The following is a 15,871-nucleotide window of genomic DNA, read 5'->3' on the forward strand; positions in this document are numbered from 1 at the left end:
GTCCGGCGGGCACGGCACGATGCGTTCCATGACATCGAACGACGACGCGTCCGCCACCGCCACCGCACAGTTCCTCGCCGCCCGGGACTTCCTCCTGGAGCGGCGCGGCGCCTACGACGAGGCGTACGCGCACTTCACCTGGCCCCGGCCCGAGCGCTTCAACTGGGCCCTGGACTGGTTCGACCACATCGCGGCCGGGAACACCGCCGACGCCCTGCGCATCGTCGAGGAGGACGGGACGAGCGAGGGCGTCTCCTTCGCCGACATGGCCGTACGGTCGGACGTGGCCGCGAACTGGCTCCGCGACCAGGGCGTCGCGGCGGGCGACCGCATCATCGTCATGCTCGGCAACCAGCGCGAGCTGTGGGAGGTCATGCTCGCCGCGATGAAACTGCGCGCGGTGGTCATCCCCGCCACCCCGCTGCTCGGCCCGGTCGACCTGCGCGACCGGGTCGAGCGGGGCCGCGCCCGCCACGTCATCGTGCGCGCCGAGGACACCGGGAAGTTCGCGGACGTACCGGGCGCCTACACGCGGATCGCCGCGGGGGACGACGTACCGGCGGGCTGGCTGCGGCTGTCCGACATGTACGCGAGCCTGCCCGGTACCGATGTGCCCGACACCGATGTGCCCGATACCGATGTGCCCCGCGCCGGTATGCCCGAAGCCGCCCTGCCCCGCCCCGGCGCCGCCCCCCTCTTCACACCCGACGGGGAGACCCTCGCCGGGGACCCGCTGATGCTCTACTTCACCTCCGGCACCACCGCCCGGCCCAAGCTGGTGGAGCACACGCACGCCTCGTACCCGATCGGGCACCTGTCCACCATGTACTGGCTCGGCCTGCGCCCCGGGGACGTCCACCTCAACATCTCCTCGCCCGGCTGGGCCAAGCACGCCTGGTCCAACGTCTTCGCCCCCTGGAACGCGGGCGCCACCGTCTTCATCCACAACTACGCCCGCTTCGACGCCGAGCGGCTCATGGCGGAGATGGACCGCGGCGGCGTGACCTCCTTCTGCGCCCCGCCGACGGTGTGGCGGATGCTGATCCAGTCCGACCTCGGCGCACTGCGCACCCCGCCGCGCGAGGCGGTCGCCGCCGGCGAACCCCTCAACCCCGAGGTGATCGACAAGGTCCGCCGGGCCTGGGGCGTGACCATCCGCGACGGCTTCGGGCAGACCGAGACCACGCTCCAGGTGGGCAACTTCCCCGGCGTTCCGGTCAAGCCCGGCTCGATGGGCCGCCCGGCGCCCGGATACAAGATCGTGCTGGTGGACCCGGTCACCGGCAAGGAATCCGCGGACGAGGGCGAACTGTGCGTGGACCTGGCGACCCGCCCCGCGGGGGTCATGACCGGCTACCGCGACGACGAGGAGCGCACCGCCGAGGCGATGGCGGGCGGTGTCTACCGCACCGGTGACATCGCCTCGCGCGACGCGGCGGGCTACCTCACCTATGTCGGACGGGCCGACGACGTCTTCAAGGCCTCCGACTACAAGATCTCCCCGTTCGAGCTGGAGAGCGCCATGCTGGAGCACGAGGCGGTCGCGGAAGCGGCCGTCGTCCCGGCGCCGGACCCGCTGCGGCTCGCCGTGCCCAAGGCGTACATCGCCCTGGCGGCAGGCTGGGAGCCCGGGCCGGAGACGGCCCGGGCCCTGTTCGAGCACTCCCGCGCCGTGCTCTCCCCGTACAAGCGGATCCGGCGCATCGAATTCGCCGAGCTGCCGAAGACGGTGTCCGGCAAGATCCGCCGGGTGGAACTGCGCGAGCTGACCGCCCTGGGCGCGGGCCAGGAGTACGACGAGGGCGATCTGCGCTGACGACTGCCTGAACCTCGGGCGGCCGACCTCGGGCGGCCGACCTCAGGCGGCCAGAAGGGCCTCGATGGCGGCGACGACCTCGGGGGCCTCCGGCTCGGTGCGCGGACGGAAGCGGCCGACGACCTCGCCGTCGGGGGAGATCAGGAACTTCTCGAAGTTCCACTGGATGTCGCCCGCCTCGCCCTCGGCGTCGGCGGTCTTCACCAGCTCCGCGTACAGCGGGTGCCGGTTCTCCCCGTTGACCTCGGACTTCTCCAGCATGGGGAAGGTGACACCGAAGCCGGTGGCGCAGAACGTCTGGATGTCGTCCGCCGTACCGGGCTCCTGGCCGCCGAACTGGTTGCACGGTACGCCGATCACCGTGAAGCCCTTGTCCGCGTAGGTGGACTGGAGCCGGGCCAGCCCCGAGTACTGCGGGGTGAGGCCGCACTGCGAGGCGGTGTTCACGAGCAGGATCGCCTTGCCCTTGTACGCCGCGAGGCTGGTGGGCTCGTCGGACAGGGTGGTCAGCGGAATGTCGTACAGGCTCAAGACGCTCTCCTTGGAAGGCAGGACTGGCACTCCCGCCAACAACGCGAGGGCCCCGCGTGTTCCGCGCCCACCGGTCAGTACGGCGCCCCCGTCACCACCAGCGCGTCCGCCGCGTCGTTCACCGGCTGCGGCATCCCGGTCAGGTCCATGACGAACAGCGGGATGCCCAGGTCGTCCGCCCGCGCCCGGCCGTCCTCCGTATATCCGGCCAGGGAGAAGTAGACGCTGGTGGCGGAGGCGGTCAGGCCGTTCAGCCACACGCACTCCACCGCCCGCAGCCCGGCCGCTGACGTCGTCGGATCCACCTGCGCCACCAGCCCGGGCGCCCGCAGGTCGACCGCCGCCGAGGGCACCGGGCGCGTGTCGGGCTGCCGTACGTCCCGGAAGCCGAGCCAGCGCAGGTACAGCGCGGCCGTCGACACCGCGTCGCGGGCGGTACGAATGGTCACCGGGCGGAAAGCGGGCCGTACCGAGGGCGCCACAGAAGGCGTCGGCCCCGGCGCGGGCACCTGCGCGGCCCCCTCGCCCCCCGGCCCCATCGGCCCGCGCCGCTCCGCCGGGCCCACCGCCTCCGCCGGGCCCACCGCCTCCGCCGCGAGGACCGCGAGCCGGACCACCGTCCCGCACGCCGCGCACCCCGCCTCCGGCTGCGGCCACTCGCTCACCCGCCCGCACGCCGCGCACCGCACCGACACCCACGCCTCCGACCAGGTGCGGTGCGTCAGCGGCCGGGGCGGCGCGGAGCGGTCCAGGGGCGGGGCGACCGGGCTGCCGCACGCACAGGGGAAGACCGGAGCGGTGTAGCCGTTCTCGCGCAGGCACGCCGGGCAGCGCACCGGAACCGATTCCGCCATGAGCCGTGTGCCCCCTCCGTCGCTGTGCGTGGGTCCATGCTCCACCACCCGCGACCGTCCGGGGGGTGGGTCGGCCATCTCCGTGCCCGTCCGCGTCCCCGGTCCGGCCCTTCGTACAACTCACCGAGCGGATCGCGGCTTTTGGTGGGTTCCGGGGTTCTCCACCGCCTTGACGATCGGGAACTCGCCGCTTAGCTTGTTCCGTATAGCAGAACAAAACTTCCGGATTACGGAAAAGCCTGACCGCCTGACCCGCAGGAGTACTCGATGCCTCGTATGACAGCCGCCGCCGCTGCAGTGGAGATCCTCAAGCGTGAAGGTGTCGCGCAAGCGTTCGGCGTGCCCGGCGCTGCCATCAACCCCTTCTACCGCGAGCTGAAGAACGTCGGTGGCATCAAGCACACCCTCGCCCGGCACGTCGAGGGCGCCTCGCACATGGCCGAGGGCTACACCCGCACCGCTCCCGGCAACATCGGTGTCTGCATCGGTACGTCCGGCCCCGCCGGCACCGACATGATCACCGGCCTCTACTCGGCCATCGCGGACTCGATCCCGATCCTGTGCATCACCGGCCAGGCCCCGGTCGCCAAGCTGCACAAGGAAGACTTCCAGGCCGTCGACATCGCCTCGATCGCCAAGCCGGTCACCAAGGCGGCGACCACGGTCCTGGAGGCCGCCCAGGTCCCCGGCGTCTTCCAGCAGGCGTTCCACCTCATGCGCTCCGGCCGCCCCGGCCCGGTCCTCATCGACCTCCCCATCGACGTCCAGCTGACGGAGATCGAGTTCGACCCGGAGACCTACGAGCCGCTGCCGGTCTACAAGCCGCAGGCGACCCGCGCGCAGGCCGAGAAGGTGATCCGGTTCCTCCTGGACTCCGAGAAGCCGCTGATCGTCGCCGGTGGCGGCATCATCAACGCCGACGCCTCCGCGCTGCTCGTCGAGTTCGCCGAGCTGACCGGCACGCCGGTCATCCCGACCCTCATGGGCTGGGGCACCATCGCGGACGACCACGAGCTGAACGCCGGCATGGTCGGCCTGCAGACCTCGCACCGCTACGGCAACGAGAACCTGCTCGCCTCGGACTTCGTCCTCGGCATCGGCAACCGGTGGGCCAACCGTCACACCGGTGACCTGGCCGTCTACACCAAGGACCGCAAGTTCGTCCACGTCGACATCGAGCCGACCCAGATCGGCAAGATCTTCGCGCCGGACTTCGGTTTCGCGTCCGACGCGAAGCGCGCGCTGGAGCTGTTCATCGAGGTCGCCAAGGAGCTGAAGGCCGAGGGCAGGCTCCCCGACCGTTCGGCGTGGGCCGCGGAGACGCAGGAGCGCAAGGCGACCCTCCAGCGCCGCACGCACTTCGACAACATCCCCATGAAGCCGCAGCGCGTCTACGAGGAGATGAACAAGGCGTTCGGCCCCGAGACCCGCTACGTCACCACCATCGGTCTGTCCCAGATCGCCGGTGCGCAGATGCTGCACGTCTACAAGCCGCGCCACTGGATCAACTGCGGCCAGGCCGGCCCGCTCGGCTGGACGATCCCGGCCGCGCTCGGTGTCGCCACCGCCGACCCGACGACCCCGGTCGTCGCGCTCTCCGGTGACTACGACTTCCAGTTCATGCTGGAGGAGCTGGCCGTCGGGGCGCAGCACAACATCCCCTACGTCCACGTGCTGGTCAACAACGCCTACCTCGGCCTGATCCGCCAGGCGCAGCGCGGCCTGGACATCAACTTCCAGGTCAACCTGGAGTTCGAGAACATCAACTCCCCGGAGCTGGGCGTCTACGGCGTCGACCACGTCAAGGTCGTCGAGGGCCTGGGCTGCAAGGCCATCCGCGTGACGGACCCGAACGAGCTGGGCGCGGCCCTGGAGCAGGCCAAGAAGCTCGCCGCCGAGTTCCGCGTCCCGGTCGTCGTCGAGGCGATCCTGGAGCGCGTCACCAACATCTCGATGGGCGCCGCCGGCATCGACGCCATCAACGAGTGGGAAGAGATCGCGACCGAGCCGGGCCACGCCCCGACCGCCATCCGCCCGCTGGTCTGAGCCACCGGCCCGGCCCGCCCGGCCGAGCCGCAAGAGAAGGCCCCCGCCCCTCCGCAAGGAGGGACGGGGGCCTTCCCGCGTCCGGTGTCCGGTACGGGCCCCCGCACGCCCTCCTCGGGGCCGCGGGCCCCGGCTCCGCGTCCACCGTGCCGGTGCCGGTGCCGGGGCCGGTGGCGGTGGGCAGTGCCGGGGCCCGCTCCACCGCCGGGGAACCGCTCAAGGCGCACCCGGACGCCGTCCCATGGGCTTCGCGGGCAGGAGTCGCCAGGAGCCGCAGGAGGGCGCTACGGGAGGCCTCGGTCCCGTACAGCCGGCCCCGGGGCGCCCCGCTCCTGACCGCCCCGCCCCGGGTATCGTCGACGTACGGCCGTGGACGCCGGACACGACAAAGCGCCGCGTCACGGGACCGTCCGTGACGCGGCGCTCTGGTGTGTGACCGCCCGACGGGACGAGGCTGGCGCGACAGGACGTTCGCACCCGCCGGGCGGGGTCTTGGGTACAGGGGGGGCGCTGTGCGCGGCCCCTGCACGGGTGGGAGGTCGTGCAGGAAGAGGCTGGGACCGCGGTGGTGGCGACAGGACACCTTGGCTTCGTCTCCCTCAGGTCAAGAGACAAGCCGCTGGGCCTTTACCACCGCACTGGCTCGACACCACCGCGGTCCTCGTCCTGCCCTCACCGCGTACCACCCCTCATCCGGGTCCACGGTGCGGGCCGAGCGTCCGGAATCTGACCTCCCGTCACATTCCGGACGCAGCTCGGGGGCTCCTAGCCTTCGCGCAGGGCGCGAACGGCCTCCTCGACGCGCTTGCCGTAGTCGGCGTCGGCGGCGTGGAAGTGAGCCAGGTTCTTCTCGATGACGTGCTCGAGGGTGACCTGCGAGAGGCCACCGGCGATGTTCGCCACCAGACGCTGCTTGGCGTCCTCGGACATCAGGCGGTACAGCTCACCGGCCTGGAAGAAGTCGTCGTCCTTGGTGTGCGCCGGGGCCTCGTGCGTGCCCGTGTGGCCGCTGACCGCGAGCGGAGCGCCGAGCGCCAGACCGGTCTCGGCCGGACCCTGGTACGAGTTGGGCTCGTAGTTCTTGTCGTGGCGCGAGCCGTTGCGCAGCGCCATCACGCCATCGCGGCCGTAGTTCTGGGCCTGCGTCGCCTTCGGGGCGTTGACCGGCAGCAGGGTGTGGTTCACGCCGAGGCGGTAGCGCTGGGCGTCGGCGTACGCGAAGAGGCGGCCCTGGAGCATCTTGTCCGGCGAGGCGGTGATGCCCGGGACGAAGTTGTTCGGGGAGAACGCCGACTGCTCGACCTCGGCGAAGACGTTGTCCGGGTTGCGGTCGAGGACCAGGCGGCCCACGCGCTGCAGCGGGTAGTCGGCGTGCGGCCACACCTTGGTGAGGTCGAACGGGTTGAAGCGGTAGTCCGCGGCCTCGGCGGCGGGCATGATCTGGACGTAGAGGGTCCAGCTCGGGTGCACGCCGCGCTCGATCGCCTGGAGCAGGTCGGTCTGGTGCGAGTTGGCGTCCTTGCCGACCAGTTCGGCGGCCTGCTCGGCGGAGAGGCAGCGGATGCCCTGGTTCGTCTTGAAGTGGTACTTGACGAAGAAGGCCTCGCCCTGGGCGTTGGTCCACTGGTAGGTGTGGGAGCCGTAGCCGTTCATGTGGCGGTAGGACGCCGGGATGCCGCGGTCACCCATCAGCCAGGTGATCTGGTGCGTCGCCTCGGGGGCGTGCGCCCAGAAGTCCCAGACGTTGTCCGGCTCCTGCTTGCCCGTGAAGGGGTCGCGCTTCTGGGAGTGGATGAAGTCGGGGAACTTGATCGGGTCCTTGATGAAGAACACCGGGGTGTTGTTGCCGACGAGGTCGTAGTTGCCCTCTTCGGTGTAGAACTTCAGCGCGAAACCGCGGGGGTCGCGCACGGCGTCCGCGCCGCCGAGCGAGTCGGCCACGGTGGAGAACCGCAGGAAGGTCTCGGTCTTCTTGCCGACCGTGTTCAGGAACGCCGCGCTGGTGTACGCCGTGACGTCGTCCGTCACCTCGAAGTGGCCGTAGGCGGCCGAACCGCGGGCGTGCACCACGCGCTCCGGGATGCGCTCGCGGTTGAAGCGGGCGAGCTTCTCCAGGAGCTGCTGGTCCTGGATCAGGAGCGGGCCACCGACGCCGGCGGTGGCGGAGTTCTGGTTGTCGGCGACCGGGGCGCCGGACTCGGTCGTCAGCGTGCGCTTCGACATGGTGACCTTCCGTACGGGAACTGCTGGCGGAAAGGGTCTTCCGTCATGCGGAGGTGAGCCTAGGTTCGGCTCGAACTCACCGTCAACAGTTTGTTGAAGAAAGATGAAGAGAGAGGGTCCGGAGCCGGGCGGCCCGGGGAGTGGTGATCCGGACGGTGCCGACGCCTGGGCGCGACAGGACAGGTGTCAGCGCCGGCACCATCCGGAAACTCGGGGCTCCCGGTGGGGGAGCGGAGCGGCGGCCCGGCGTGCGGGCCGCCGGCTCAGATCTGCGCGCCGGAGAGGCGCTCGACCGCGCGCAGCAGGGCGGAGTGGTCCAGGCCGCCGTCACCCTGGGCGCGCAGCGAGGCGACCAGTTGGGCGACGACCGCGCCGACCGGAAGGGCCGCACCGACGTTGCGGGCGGCGTCGGTGACGATGCCCATGTCCTTGTGGTGCAGGTCGATCCGGAAACCGGGCTTGAAGTCGCGGTTCAGGAAGTTGTCCTTCTTGCGGGTCAGGACCGTGGAGCCGGCCAGACCGCCGTTGAGGACGTCCAGGGCGGCCTGGAGGTTCACGCCGGACTTCTCGAGGAAGACGACGGCCTCGGCGCACGCCTGGATGTTCACCGCGACGATGAGCTGGTTCGCGGCCTTGACCGTCTGGCCGGAGCCGTGCGGGCCGCAGAGCACGATGGTCTTGCCGAGGGCCTCCAGGATCGGGAGCGCCTCGTCGAAGTCGGCCTGCTCACCGCCGACCATGATCGACAGGACGGCTTCGATGGCACCGGCCTCGCCACCGGAGACGGGCGCGTCGATGACGCGGATGCCCTTCTCGGCGGCGTTCTTCGCCAGGTCGATCGAGGTCTGCGGGGTGATCGACGACATGTCGATGACCAGCGCGCCGGACTTGGCGTTCTCGAGGATGCCGTTCTCGCCGTAGGCGATGGCCTCGACCTGCGGGGAGGCGGGCACCATCGTGATGACGACGTCGGCGTCCTTGACGGCCTCGGCGATCGAGCCGGCCGCGTTGCCGCCGGCGGCCGCCAGGCGGTCCAGCTTGTCCTGCTCCAGCGTGAAGCCGGTGACCGGGTAGCCGGCCTTCAGGAGGTTCTCGGCCATGGGGGAGCCCATGATTCCGAGGCCGATCCAGGCGATCTTGGGGAGGGTGCTCATGATGAGGGTCCTTCTCTTAATGCTTCGTACGAAAAGTGTGGGGCGTGCCTGGCCGATCGCCTGGACTTCGTCCGCCTAGCGCGCTGCGCGCGCCTCGGCGGGCAGCCACGCGAAGGACGCGGCGGCGTCGGCGGCCTTGTACTCGAGGCCTACGTAGCCCTCGTATCCGGCCTTCTTCAGCTGGTCCAGCAGCCCCTCCAGGGGCAGCTCGCCGGTGCCGGGGGCGCCGCGCCCGGGCTTGTCGGCGATCTGGACGTGGCCGGTCTTGGCGGCGTACTTTTCGATGACCTCGGAGAGGTCCTCATCGTTCATCGCCAGGTGGTACAGGTCGAGCAGGAACTTGGCGTTGCCGAGGCCGGTGGCCTCGTTCACCTTGTCCACGACCTCGATGCCGGCCGGCGCGCTCACCAGCGGGTAGAGCGGCGACTCGGGCTTGTTCAGGGTCTCGATCAGCAGGATCGCCCCGACCCGGTCGGCGGCGCGGGCCGCCACGACCAGGTTCTTCAGGGCCAGCTCGTCCTGGACGGCCGGGTCCACACCCTCGACGCGGTTGCCGTAGAGGGCGTTCAGCGCCTTGCAGCCGACCGAGGCGGCGAAGTCCGCCGCCACGTCGATGTTGGCGCGGAAGCGGTCCGACTCCTCGCCGGGCACGGAGACCGCGCCGCGGTCCGGCCCGGGCAGCTGGCCGGCGTAGAAGTTCAGGCCCACCAGCTGCGTGCCGGCGTCCTCGAGGGCCTTCTTGAGGGCGTCCAGCTCGGACTGGGCGGGAGTGGGGGTTTCGATCCAGGGCCACCACAGCTCGACCGCCGTGAAGCCGGCCGCGGCGGCAGCCGCGGGACGCTCCAGGAGCGGGAGTTCCGTGAAGAGGATCGAGAGGTTCACATCGAAGCGCTGGTCCGTGTATCCCATGAGGGGTGTGCGCTCCTTCCGTATTGCGGAAGTTGTTTTCTGCCTGATGGAAGACTGCAAGCAGGGCGGCGCACTTGTCAAGTGCGCACCGCCGGAAAGTCCCGTTCGCCCGCGGCGCCCGCCGTGCGACCACGGGACGGAGGCGCTGTCGCGCCGCCCCCGGCCGCCGGGTAGCTTGACCGCGTGCGATTGAGAGTGGAGTTCACGACCGAGCCCTTCGACCTCGAAGAGGCCCCCGACCATGCCGTGGCCGCTCGCGAGGTCATGCGGCGGGCCCGGCTGGACGCGGTGGACGTCGGCCCCTTCGGCAACACCGCCGAGGGTGAATCGGCCGCCGTGCTGGACGCGGTCACCGCGTTGCTGCGCGACGCGCTGGGCGCCGGGGCCACCCGCGTGTCCCTCCAGGTGAATGTGATCGGGGAGGACACCCCGTGACCGAGCCCCGCGATCACCCGTTCGTCGCCGCGGTCAAGCCGCTCGTGGACGCGATGGGCGGCGAGCTGATGGACCCCGCCCTGGCCCAGCCCGACGACGTCGTCCTCTCCTGGGAGGGCGAGGACCTGCTCGCCGTACGGCTGCCGCAGCTGTCCGACTCCCTGGACCACATCCTGGCGGCGCTGGAGCGCCGGCACGGCGTGCCGCTGGCGCAGCTGGACCGCAAGACCAAGCAGGACGTGGTCCGGATACTCGAGGCGCGCGGCGCCTTCTCGGTCCGGCACGGCGTGGAGACGGTCGCGGGGGCCCTCGGGGTCAGCCGCTTCACGGTCTACAACTACTTGAACAGGGAGTCGAACCCTCCCCGGGGGGCCGCCAAGCCGACCCCGGAGTGAACGCCGCCTGACCCACGGTGACGAGCCGCCGCCCTATTCATCCGGGCGGCGGCTTTTGTGTACGGGAAGTTTCAACAAAGTGTTGACGCGGTGTTGTCGAGGGCGTTAGCTATGCCCAGCCCGTTAAGCAACAAGGCCACGGAGGCCTACCGTGACTTCGAGTCCGACCCCGGGTCTCACCCGGATCAACACCTTGGACGACAGCGCGGCCACGGCTGAGCTGCACGAGGTGTGCGCCAGCTCGGCCTGGGTGGGCAAACTGCTCGCCCAGCGCCCCTTCTCCACCGTCGACTCCCTCTTCTCGGCCAACGAATCCGCCATGGCGGAGCTGACCGCCGAGGACCTGGGCGAGGCCATGGGGGGCCACGCGCCGATCGGCCGGCCGAAGCCCGGTGACCCGACCTCCGCCCGCGAACAGCGGGGGATGGCCGGCGCTTCCGAAGAGCTGAAGGCCGAGCTGCTCGAACTGAACCTGGCCTACCAGGAGAAGTTCGGTCACGTCTTCCTCATCTGCGCCACCGGTGCGACCGGTGAGTTCATGCGGGACGCGGTCAAGACCCGGATCGGCAACTCGCCGGAGCAGGAGCGGGAGATCGCCCGCGGCGAGCTGGTCAAGATCAACCGGATCCGCCTGACCCGACTCGTGGAGGAAGAGAGCGCATGAGCACCGACACCACCGCTTCCGTGTCCACGCACATCCTGGACACGAGCATCGGCCGCCCCGCCGAAGGCGTGGCCATCGCCCTGTCGGCCCGTACGGGCCTCGACGGCGCGTGGGCCGCCCTGGGCGGCTCCGCCACCGACGCGGACGGCCGCTGCAAGGACCTGCCGGCTCTGCCGGAGGGCACCACCCACGTACGGCTCGATTTCGAGACCGAGACGTACTTCTCGAACAAGCACAGTGCACACAAGCAAGCCGAGGCGCAGCAGGACGCCCCCCGCGTAAGGGACAGCGGTGCGTTCTTCCCCGAGGTGACCATCACGTTCGCGGTCAACCCGGGCGAGCACTACCACGTACCGCTGCTGCTCAACCCGTTCGGCTACTCCGTTTACCGAGGGAGCTAGTCATGGCCACGATTCTGGGCCAGAACCAGTACGGCAAGGCAGAGAACCGCGTCGTCAAGATCACGCGGGACGGCGACACCCACCACATCAAGGACCTGAACGTCTCGGTCGCCCTCTCCGGCGACATGGACGACGTGCACTACTCCGGCTCGAACGCGAACGTCCTTCCGACGGACACCACCAAGAACACGGTGTACGCCTTCGCCAAGGAGTACGGCATCGAGTCCGCCGAGCAGTTCGGCATCCACCTGGCGCGCTGGTTCGTCACCAGCCAGGAGCCGATCCAGAAGGCCCGGATCCGGATCGAGGAGTACTCCTGGTCCCGGATCGCCACCTCGGACGCCAACTCCAAGTTCATCGGCTCCGACGAGGTGAACCACTCCTTCGTCCGCGAGGGCCAGGAGACCCGGGTCACCCAGATCACGTACGACGGCCAGAACTGGGAGGTCATCTCCGGCCTCAAGGACCTGGTCGTCATGAACTCCACGAACTCCGAGTTCTGGGGTTACGTGAAGGACAAGTACACGACCCTCAAGGAAGCCTACGACCGGATCCTGGCCACCCAGGTCTCGGCCCGCTGGCGCTTCAACTGGTCGGACGACGAGCAGCGGATGCCCAACTGGGAGAAGTCCTACGCCGAGACCCGCAAGCACATGCTGCAGGCCTTCGCGGAGACCTACTCCCTGTCGCTGCAGCAGACCCTCTACCAGATGGGTTCGCGCATCATCAACCACCGTTCGGAGATCGACGAGGTCCGCTTCTCGCTCCCGAACAAGCACCACTTCCTCGTCGACCTGGAGCCCTTCGGCCTCAAGAACGACAACGAGGTCTACTTCGCCGCGGACCGCCCGTACGGGCTGATCGAGGCGACGGTCCTGCGGGACGGCGTCGACGCCCGCATCCCCGTGGACATGACCAACCTCTGACGCGGCACGCGCGTCCCGGGGCTCCGCAGTGGCCCCGGGACCGCGACACTCTCCAACTTCCTGAATCGGCACCCGGACGCACCACACGGGGCGGCAGTACTGTCAGCTGTCAAGGCCCCCGGCTCCGGCACTCAAAACCCTGGGCTTTGCCGTGCCCGTACCGCCACTGAAAGCACGAGGAAGTCCCATGGCAGCATCGGCAGCCATTGACGGCGCGGTAGAGCGCATCGTCATCGAGAACTGTGCGATTGCGACCGTCGACGCGAACGACACCGAGTACGCCTCGGGTCACGTCGTCGTCGCCGGCAACAGGATCGAGTCCATCGGCGCGGGCAGGGCCCCCGAGAACCTCGAGAACGTCGTCCGTCGGATCGACGGCACCGGGCACCTCGTGACCCCCGGTCTGGTCAACACGCACCACCACTTCTACCAGTGGATCACGCGTGGTCTGGCCACCGACCACAACCTCTTCAACTGGCTCGTCGCGCTGTACCCGACCTGGGCGCGCATCGACGAGCAGATGACGTACACGGCCGCCCAGGGTTCGCTGGCGATGATGGCCAAGGGTGGTGTGACCACCGCGATGGACCACCACTACGTCTTCCCCAAGGGCTCCGGCGACCTCTCCGGCTCGATCATCCGCGCCGCGTCCGAGATGGGCGTCCGCTTCACCCTCGCCCGCGGCTCGATGGACCGCAGCGAGAAGGACGGCGGTCTGCCGCCGGACCACGCGGTCGAGACCCTCGAAGGCGCGCTCGCCGACACCGAGGCGACCGTCAAGAAGCACCACGACCACTCCTTCGACGCGATGACCCAGGTCGCCGTCGCGCCGTGCTCCCCCTTCTCGGTCTCGACCGAGCTGCTGAAGCAGGGCGCCGAGCTGGCCCGCCGCCTCGGCGTGCGCATGCACACGCACGGCTCGGAGACCGTCGAGGAGGAGCAGTTCTGCAAGGAACTGTTCGGCATGGGCCCGACCGACTACTTCGAGTCGACCGGCTGGCTCGGCGAGGACGTGTGGATGGCGCACAGCGTCCACATGAACGACTCCGACATCGCCGCCTTCGCCCGTACCAAGACCGGTGTGGCGCACTGCCCGTCCTCCAACGCGCGCCTCGCCGCGGGCATCGCCCGCGTCCCCGACATGCTCGCCGCCGGCGTCCCGGTCGGCCTCGGCGTGGACGGCACCGCCTCCAACGAGTCGGGCGAGCTGCACACCGAGCTGCGCAACGCGCTGCTCATCAACCGCCTCAACCCCGTCCACCGCGAGCGCGCCCTCAATGCGCGCCAGGCCCTGCGCCTCGGTACGTACGGCGGCGCCCAGGTGCTCGGCCGCGCCGACAACATCGGTTCGCTGGAGGTCGGCAAGTGCGCCGACCTGGTGATGTGGAACCTGAGCACGCTGGCCCACTCCTCGATCGCCGACCCGGTGACCGCCCTGGTCTTCGGCGCCGCGGCCCCGGTGACCCTGTCGCTGGTCAACGGCAAGCAGATCGTCGAGAACAACCGACTGCTCTTCGCGGACGAGGACGCCATCGCGGTGTCCACCCGGGAAGAGGCGCAGCGCCTCGCGCGACTGCAGTCCTAGCGATCCGGCCGTGCAGGCCTGATCCCACGGAGTCCGGTCGGGGGGGACGGCCCCCGACCGGTCGCCGCGGACCCGAGCGGGGTCCGCGGCAGCCGGTCCCGGGCGGTGCCGCGTTCCTACGGCGCCCCCGGGGACGGTGACTCGTGCCACCGGCTCCACGGCACGTGCCCCCGCGCCACTGCCACGGCACCTCCAGCTCTCGCCGCCCCACGGACTTCCCGGAGAACGACTCGGGCGAATCGTTCCTCCACCTCGTCGCCTGCCCCCACGAGCACCCACAGGCACACCCCACAACCGAACACCGTTTCCAAGGCTCGACTCGCACAGCTTTCGCACCACCTCCAAGACACCCACGTCCCTGCCGACGTGTTACCCGACCGGAGGAAGCCGTGGCCGCAACGCCCAGGTTTCGCAAAGACGCAGTCGCAGTACCGCAGGAGAAGCACCCGGTCGACGAGACCCTGCCTCCGCTGAAAATGTTCACCAGCGGTCTCCAGCACGTGGCGGCCATGTACGCCGGCGTGGTCGCACCGCCCATGATCGTCGGGCCGGCCGTCGGACTCTCCCCGACCGAGACCGCGTTCCTGATGGGCGCCTCGCTCTTCACCGCGGGACTCGCCACCCTCCTCCAGACCCTCGGGTTCTGGAAGATCGGCGCCCGGCTCCCCTTCGTCAACGGCGTCTCCTTCGCCGGTGTGACCCCGATGATCGCGATAGGCAAGGGCGAGGGCGCGGACGCCATCCCCGTCATCTTCGGCGCGATCATGGTCGCCGGTCTGGTGGGCTTCTTCGCGGCCCCCTACTTCGGCAAACTGGTCCGCTTCTTCCCGCCGGTCGTCACCGGTACGGTGATCACCCTCATCGGCGTCTCGCTCCTGCCCGTGGCCTTCAACTGGTCCCAGGGCGGCAACCGCACCGCGACCGACTACGGATCGATGAAGAACATCGGGATGGCCGCGGTCACCCTGGTCATCGTCCTGCTGATGCGCAAGTTCCTGCGCGGCTTCCTCCAGCAGATCGCCATCCTGCTCGGCCTGGTCGCCGGCACGCTCCTCGCGATCCCGCTGGGCATGACCGACTTCGGCCCCATCAAGAGCGCGGACGTGGTCGGCTTCCCGTCCCCCTTCCACTTCGGGGCCCCGCAGTTCCAGGTCGCCGCCATCATCTCGATGTGCATCGTCATGCTGGTCTGCATGACCGAGTCCACCGCCGACATCCTGGCGCTGGGCAAGATAGTCGGCCGCCCGGCGGACGCGAGGACCATCGAGGGCGGTCTGCGCGCCGACACCCTCGGCAGCGCCATCAGCCCGCTGTTCAACGGCTTCATGTGCAGCGCCTTCGCCCAGAACATCGGGCTGGTCGCCATGACGAAGGTGCGCAGCCGGTTCGTCGTCGCGGCCGGCGGCGGCATCCTGATCCTGCTCGGCCTGTGCCCGATGGCGGCCTCCGTCATCGCGCTGGTCCCGCTGCCGGTGCTCGGCGGCGCGGGCATCGTCCTCTTCGGATCGGTCGCGGCCAGCGGCATCCAGACCCTGGCGGGCGCCGCCATGGAGAAGGGCGAGAACGCCCTGATCGTCGCCGCTTCCCTCGGGATCGGCCTGATCCCGATCGCCGCGCCGACCTTCTACCACGCCTTCCCGAAGGATCTGCTCGTCGTCCTCGACTCCGGCATCAGCACGGGCTGCGTGGTGGCCATCGTGCTCAACCTGGCCTTCAACCACCTGGGCAGCCGCAAGGGCGTGGCCCCGGCCACCGCCCCGGAAGCGGTCCCGGCGCACTGAACGGCCGTACGGCGGTGGGGGGGGGAGGGAGGGGGGGGGGGGGGGGGGGGGGGGGGGGGGGGGGGGGTAGGGGGGGGGGGAGGGGGGGGGGGGGGGGGGGGTGGGGGGGGGGTGGGGCGGCGGCCACGGAGGGGGAACGAGCGGGATCAGG

Annotated in this window: 14 protein-coding genes; 9 read left to right on the top strand and 5 right to left on the bottom strand. The window is 70.0% G+C overall.

The window, feature by feature from the left end:
* Positions 1 to 28 precede the first annotated feature (28 nt).
* On the top strand, positions 29 to 1,816 hold the full coding sequence (locus AC0693_RS21690; protein ID WP_478802597.1) for an AMP-binding protein: 1,788 nt from the start codon (positions 29 to 31) through the stop codon (positions 1,814 to 1,816).
* Between the two features lie 42 nt (positions 1,817 to 1,858).
* Here AC0693_RS21690 and AC0693_RS21695 read toward each other — a convergent pair whose 3' ends face one another.
* Positions 1,859 to 2,347, bottom strand: coding sequence for a glutathione peroxidase (locus AC0693_RS21695; protein ID WP_356414721.1), 489 nt, complete (start codon positions 2,345 to 2,347; stop codon positions 1,859 to 1,861).
* A 74-nt stretch (positions 2,348 to 2,421) separates the two neighbouring features.
* Positions 2,422 to 3,201 (bottom strand): hypothetical protein, encoded by a 780-nt coding sequence (locus tag AC0693_RS21700; protein WP_478802598.1) that lies wholly within the window; start codon positions 3,199 to 3,201, stop codon positions 2,422 to 2,424.
* A gap of 267 nt (positions 3,202 to 3,468) precedes the next feature.
* Between AC0693_RS21700 and gcl the strand changes: the two genes are divergently transcribed.
* Positions 3,469 to 5,247, top strand: a complete 1,779-nt coding sequence (gene gcl, locus AC0693_RS21705; protein WP_478802599.1) for a glyoxylate carboligase — start codon at positions 3,469 to 3,471, stop codon at positions 5,245 to 5,247.
* Positions 5,248 to 6,012: 765 nt separating this feature from the next.
* On the opposite strand, the gene AC0693_RS21710 is transcribed toward gcl, so the two are convergent.
* The 3 genes from AC0693_RS21710 to AC0693_RS21720 all read right to left on the bottom strand — a co-directional run bounded on the left by AC0693_RS21710 (position 6,013) and on the right by AC0693_RS21720 (position 9,533).
* Positions 6,013 to 7,470, bottom strand: a complete 1,458-nt coding sequence (locus AC0693_RS21710; RefSeq protein WP_356404882.1) for a catalase — start codon at positions 7,468 to 7,470, stop codon at positions 6,013 to 6,015.
* Between the two features lie 263 nt (positions 7,471 to 7,733).
* On the bottom strand, positions 7,734 to 8,624 hold the full coding sequence (locus AC0693_RS21715) for a 2-hydroxy-3-oxopropionate reductase (RefSeq protein ID WP_478741585.1): 891 nt from the start codon (positions 8,622 to 8,624) through the stop codon (positions 7,734 to 7,736).
* A gap of 75 nt (positions 8,625 to 8,699) precedes the next feature.
* Positions 8,700 to 9,533, bottom strand: coding sequence for a TIM barrel protein (locus tag AC0693_RS21720; protein WP_478802600.1), 834 nt, complete (start codon positions 9,531 to 9,533; stop codon positions 8,700 to 8,702).
* Positions 9,534 to 9,716: 183 nt separating this feature from the next.
* Here AC0693_RS21720 and AC0693_RS21725 point away from each other — a divergent pair, with 183 nt between their 5' ends.
* From AC0693_RS21725 to AC0693_RS21755, 7 genes are all read left to right on the top strand, one after another.
* Entirely contained in the window at positions 9,717 to 9,968 is a 252-nt protein-coding gene (locus AC0693_RS21725) for a hypothetical protein (protein ID WP_356404888.1), read from the top strand.
* Positions 9,965 to 10,363, top strand: a complete 399-nt coding sequence (locus tag AC0693_RS21730) for a helix-turn-helix domain-containing protein (protein WP_478802601.1) — start codon at positions 9,965 to 9,967, stop codon at positions 10,361 to 10,363. Before AC0693_RS21725 ends, AC0693_RS21730 begins: the two co-directional genes overlap by 4 nt.
* A gap of 151 nt (positions 10,364 to 10,514) precedes the next feature.
* Entirely contained in the window at positions 10,515 to 11,027 is a 513-nt protein-coding gene (uraD, locus tag AC0693_RS21735; RefSeq protein ID WP_469338710.1) for a 2-oxo-4-hydroxy-4-carboxy-5-ureidoimidazoline decarboxylase, read from the top strand.
* Positions 11,024 to 11,428, top strand: a complete 405-nt coding sequence (uraH, locus tag AC0693_RS21740; RefSeq protein ID WP_356404893.1) for a hydroxyisourate hydrolase — start codon at positions 11,024 to 11,026, stop codon at positions 11,426 to 11,428. The genes uraD and uraH overlap by 4 nt, the downstream gene beginning before the upstream one ends.
* Positions 11,429 to 11,430: 2 nt before the next feature.
* On the top strand, positions 11,431 to 12,354 hold the full coding sequence (gene pucL, locus AC0693_RS21745) for a factor-independent urate hydroxylase (RefSeq protein WP_356404895.1): 924 nt from the start codon (positions 11,431 to 11,433) through the stop codon (positions 12,352 to 12,354).
* Between the two features lie 187 nt (positions 12,355 to 12,541).
* Complete coding sequence (locus AC0693_RS21750) at positions 12,542 to 13,939, top strand: 8-oxoguanine deaminase (protein WP_469316429.1); 1,398 nt, start codon at positions 12,542 to 12,544, stop codon at positions 13,937 to 13,939.
* Between the two features lie 389 nt (positions 13,940 to 14,328).
* Positions 14,329 to 15,720: a nucleobase:cation symporter-2 family protein gene (locus AC0693_RS21755; RefSeq protein WP_356404899.1), complete on the top strand. Its 1,392-nt coding sequence runs from the start codon at positions 14,329 to 14,331 to the stop codon at positions 15,718 to 15,720.
* Positions 15,721 to 15,871 lie beyond the last annotated feature (151 nt).

The sequence above is a fragment of the Streptomyces sp. NPDC043876 genome (assembly GCF_056435825.1).

Bases quoted from the DNA above. Each gene is read 5' to 3' on its own strand.
- AC0693_RS21690 (WP_478802597.1), top strand. From the start codon at position 29: ATGACATCGAACGACGACGCGTCCGCCACCGCCACCGCACAGTTCCTC.
- uraH (WP_356404893.1), top strand. From the start codon at position 11,024: ATGAGCACCGACACCACCGCTTCCGTGTCCACGCACATCCTGGACACG.
- AC0693_RS21720 (WP_478802600.1), bottom strand. From the start codon at position 9,533: ATGGGATACACGGACCAGCGCTTCGATGTGAACCTCTCGATCCTCTTC.
- AC0693_RS21710 (WP_356404882.1), bottom strand. From the start codon at position 7,470: ATGTCGAAGCGCACGCTGACGACCGAGTCCGGCGCCCCGGTCGCCGAC.
- pucL (WP_356404895.1), top strand. From the start codon at position 11,431: ATGGCCACGATTCTGGGCCAGAACCAGTACGGCAAGGCAGAGAACCGC.
- AC0693_RS21750 (WP_469316429.1), top strand. From the start codon at position 12,542: ATGGCAGCATCGGCAGCCATTGACGGCGCGGTAGAGCGCATCGTCATC.
- AC0693_RS21700 (WP_478802598.1), bottom strand. From the start codon at position 3,201: ATGGCGGAATCGGTTCCGGTGCGCTGCCCGGCGTGCCTGCGCGAGAAC.
- gcl (WP_478802599.1), top strand. From the start codon at position 3,469: ATGCCTCGTATGACAGCCGCCGCCGCTGCAGTGGAGATCCTCAAGCGT.
- AC0693_RS21715 (WP_478741585.1), bottom strand. From the start codon at position 8,624: ATGAGCACCCTCCCCAAGATCGCCTGGATCGGCCTCGGAATCATGGGC.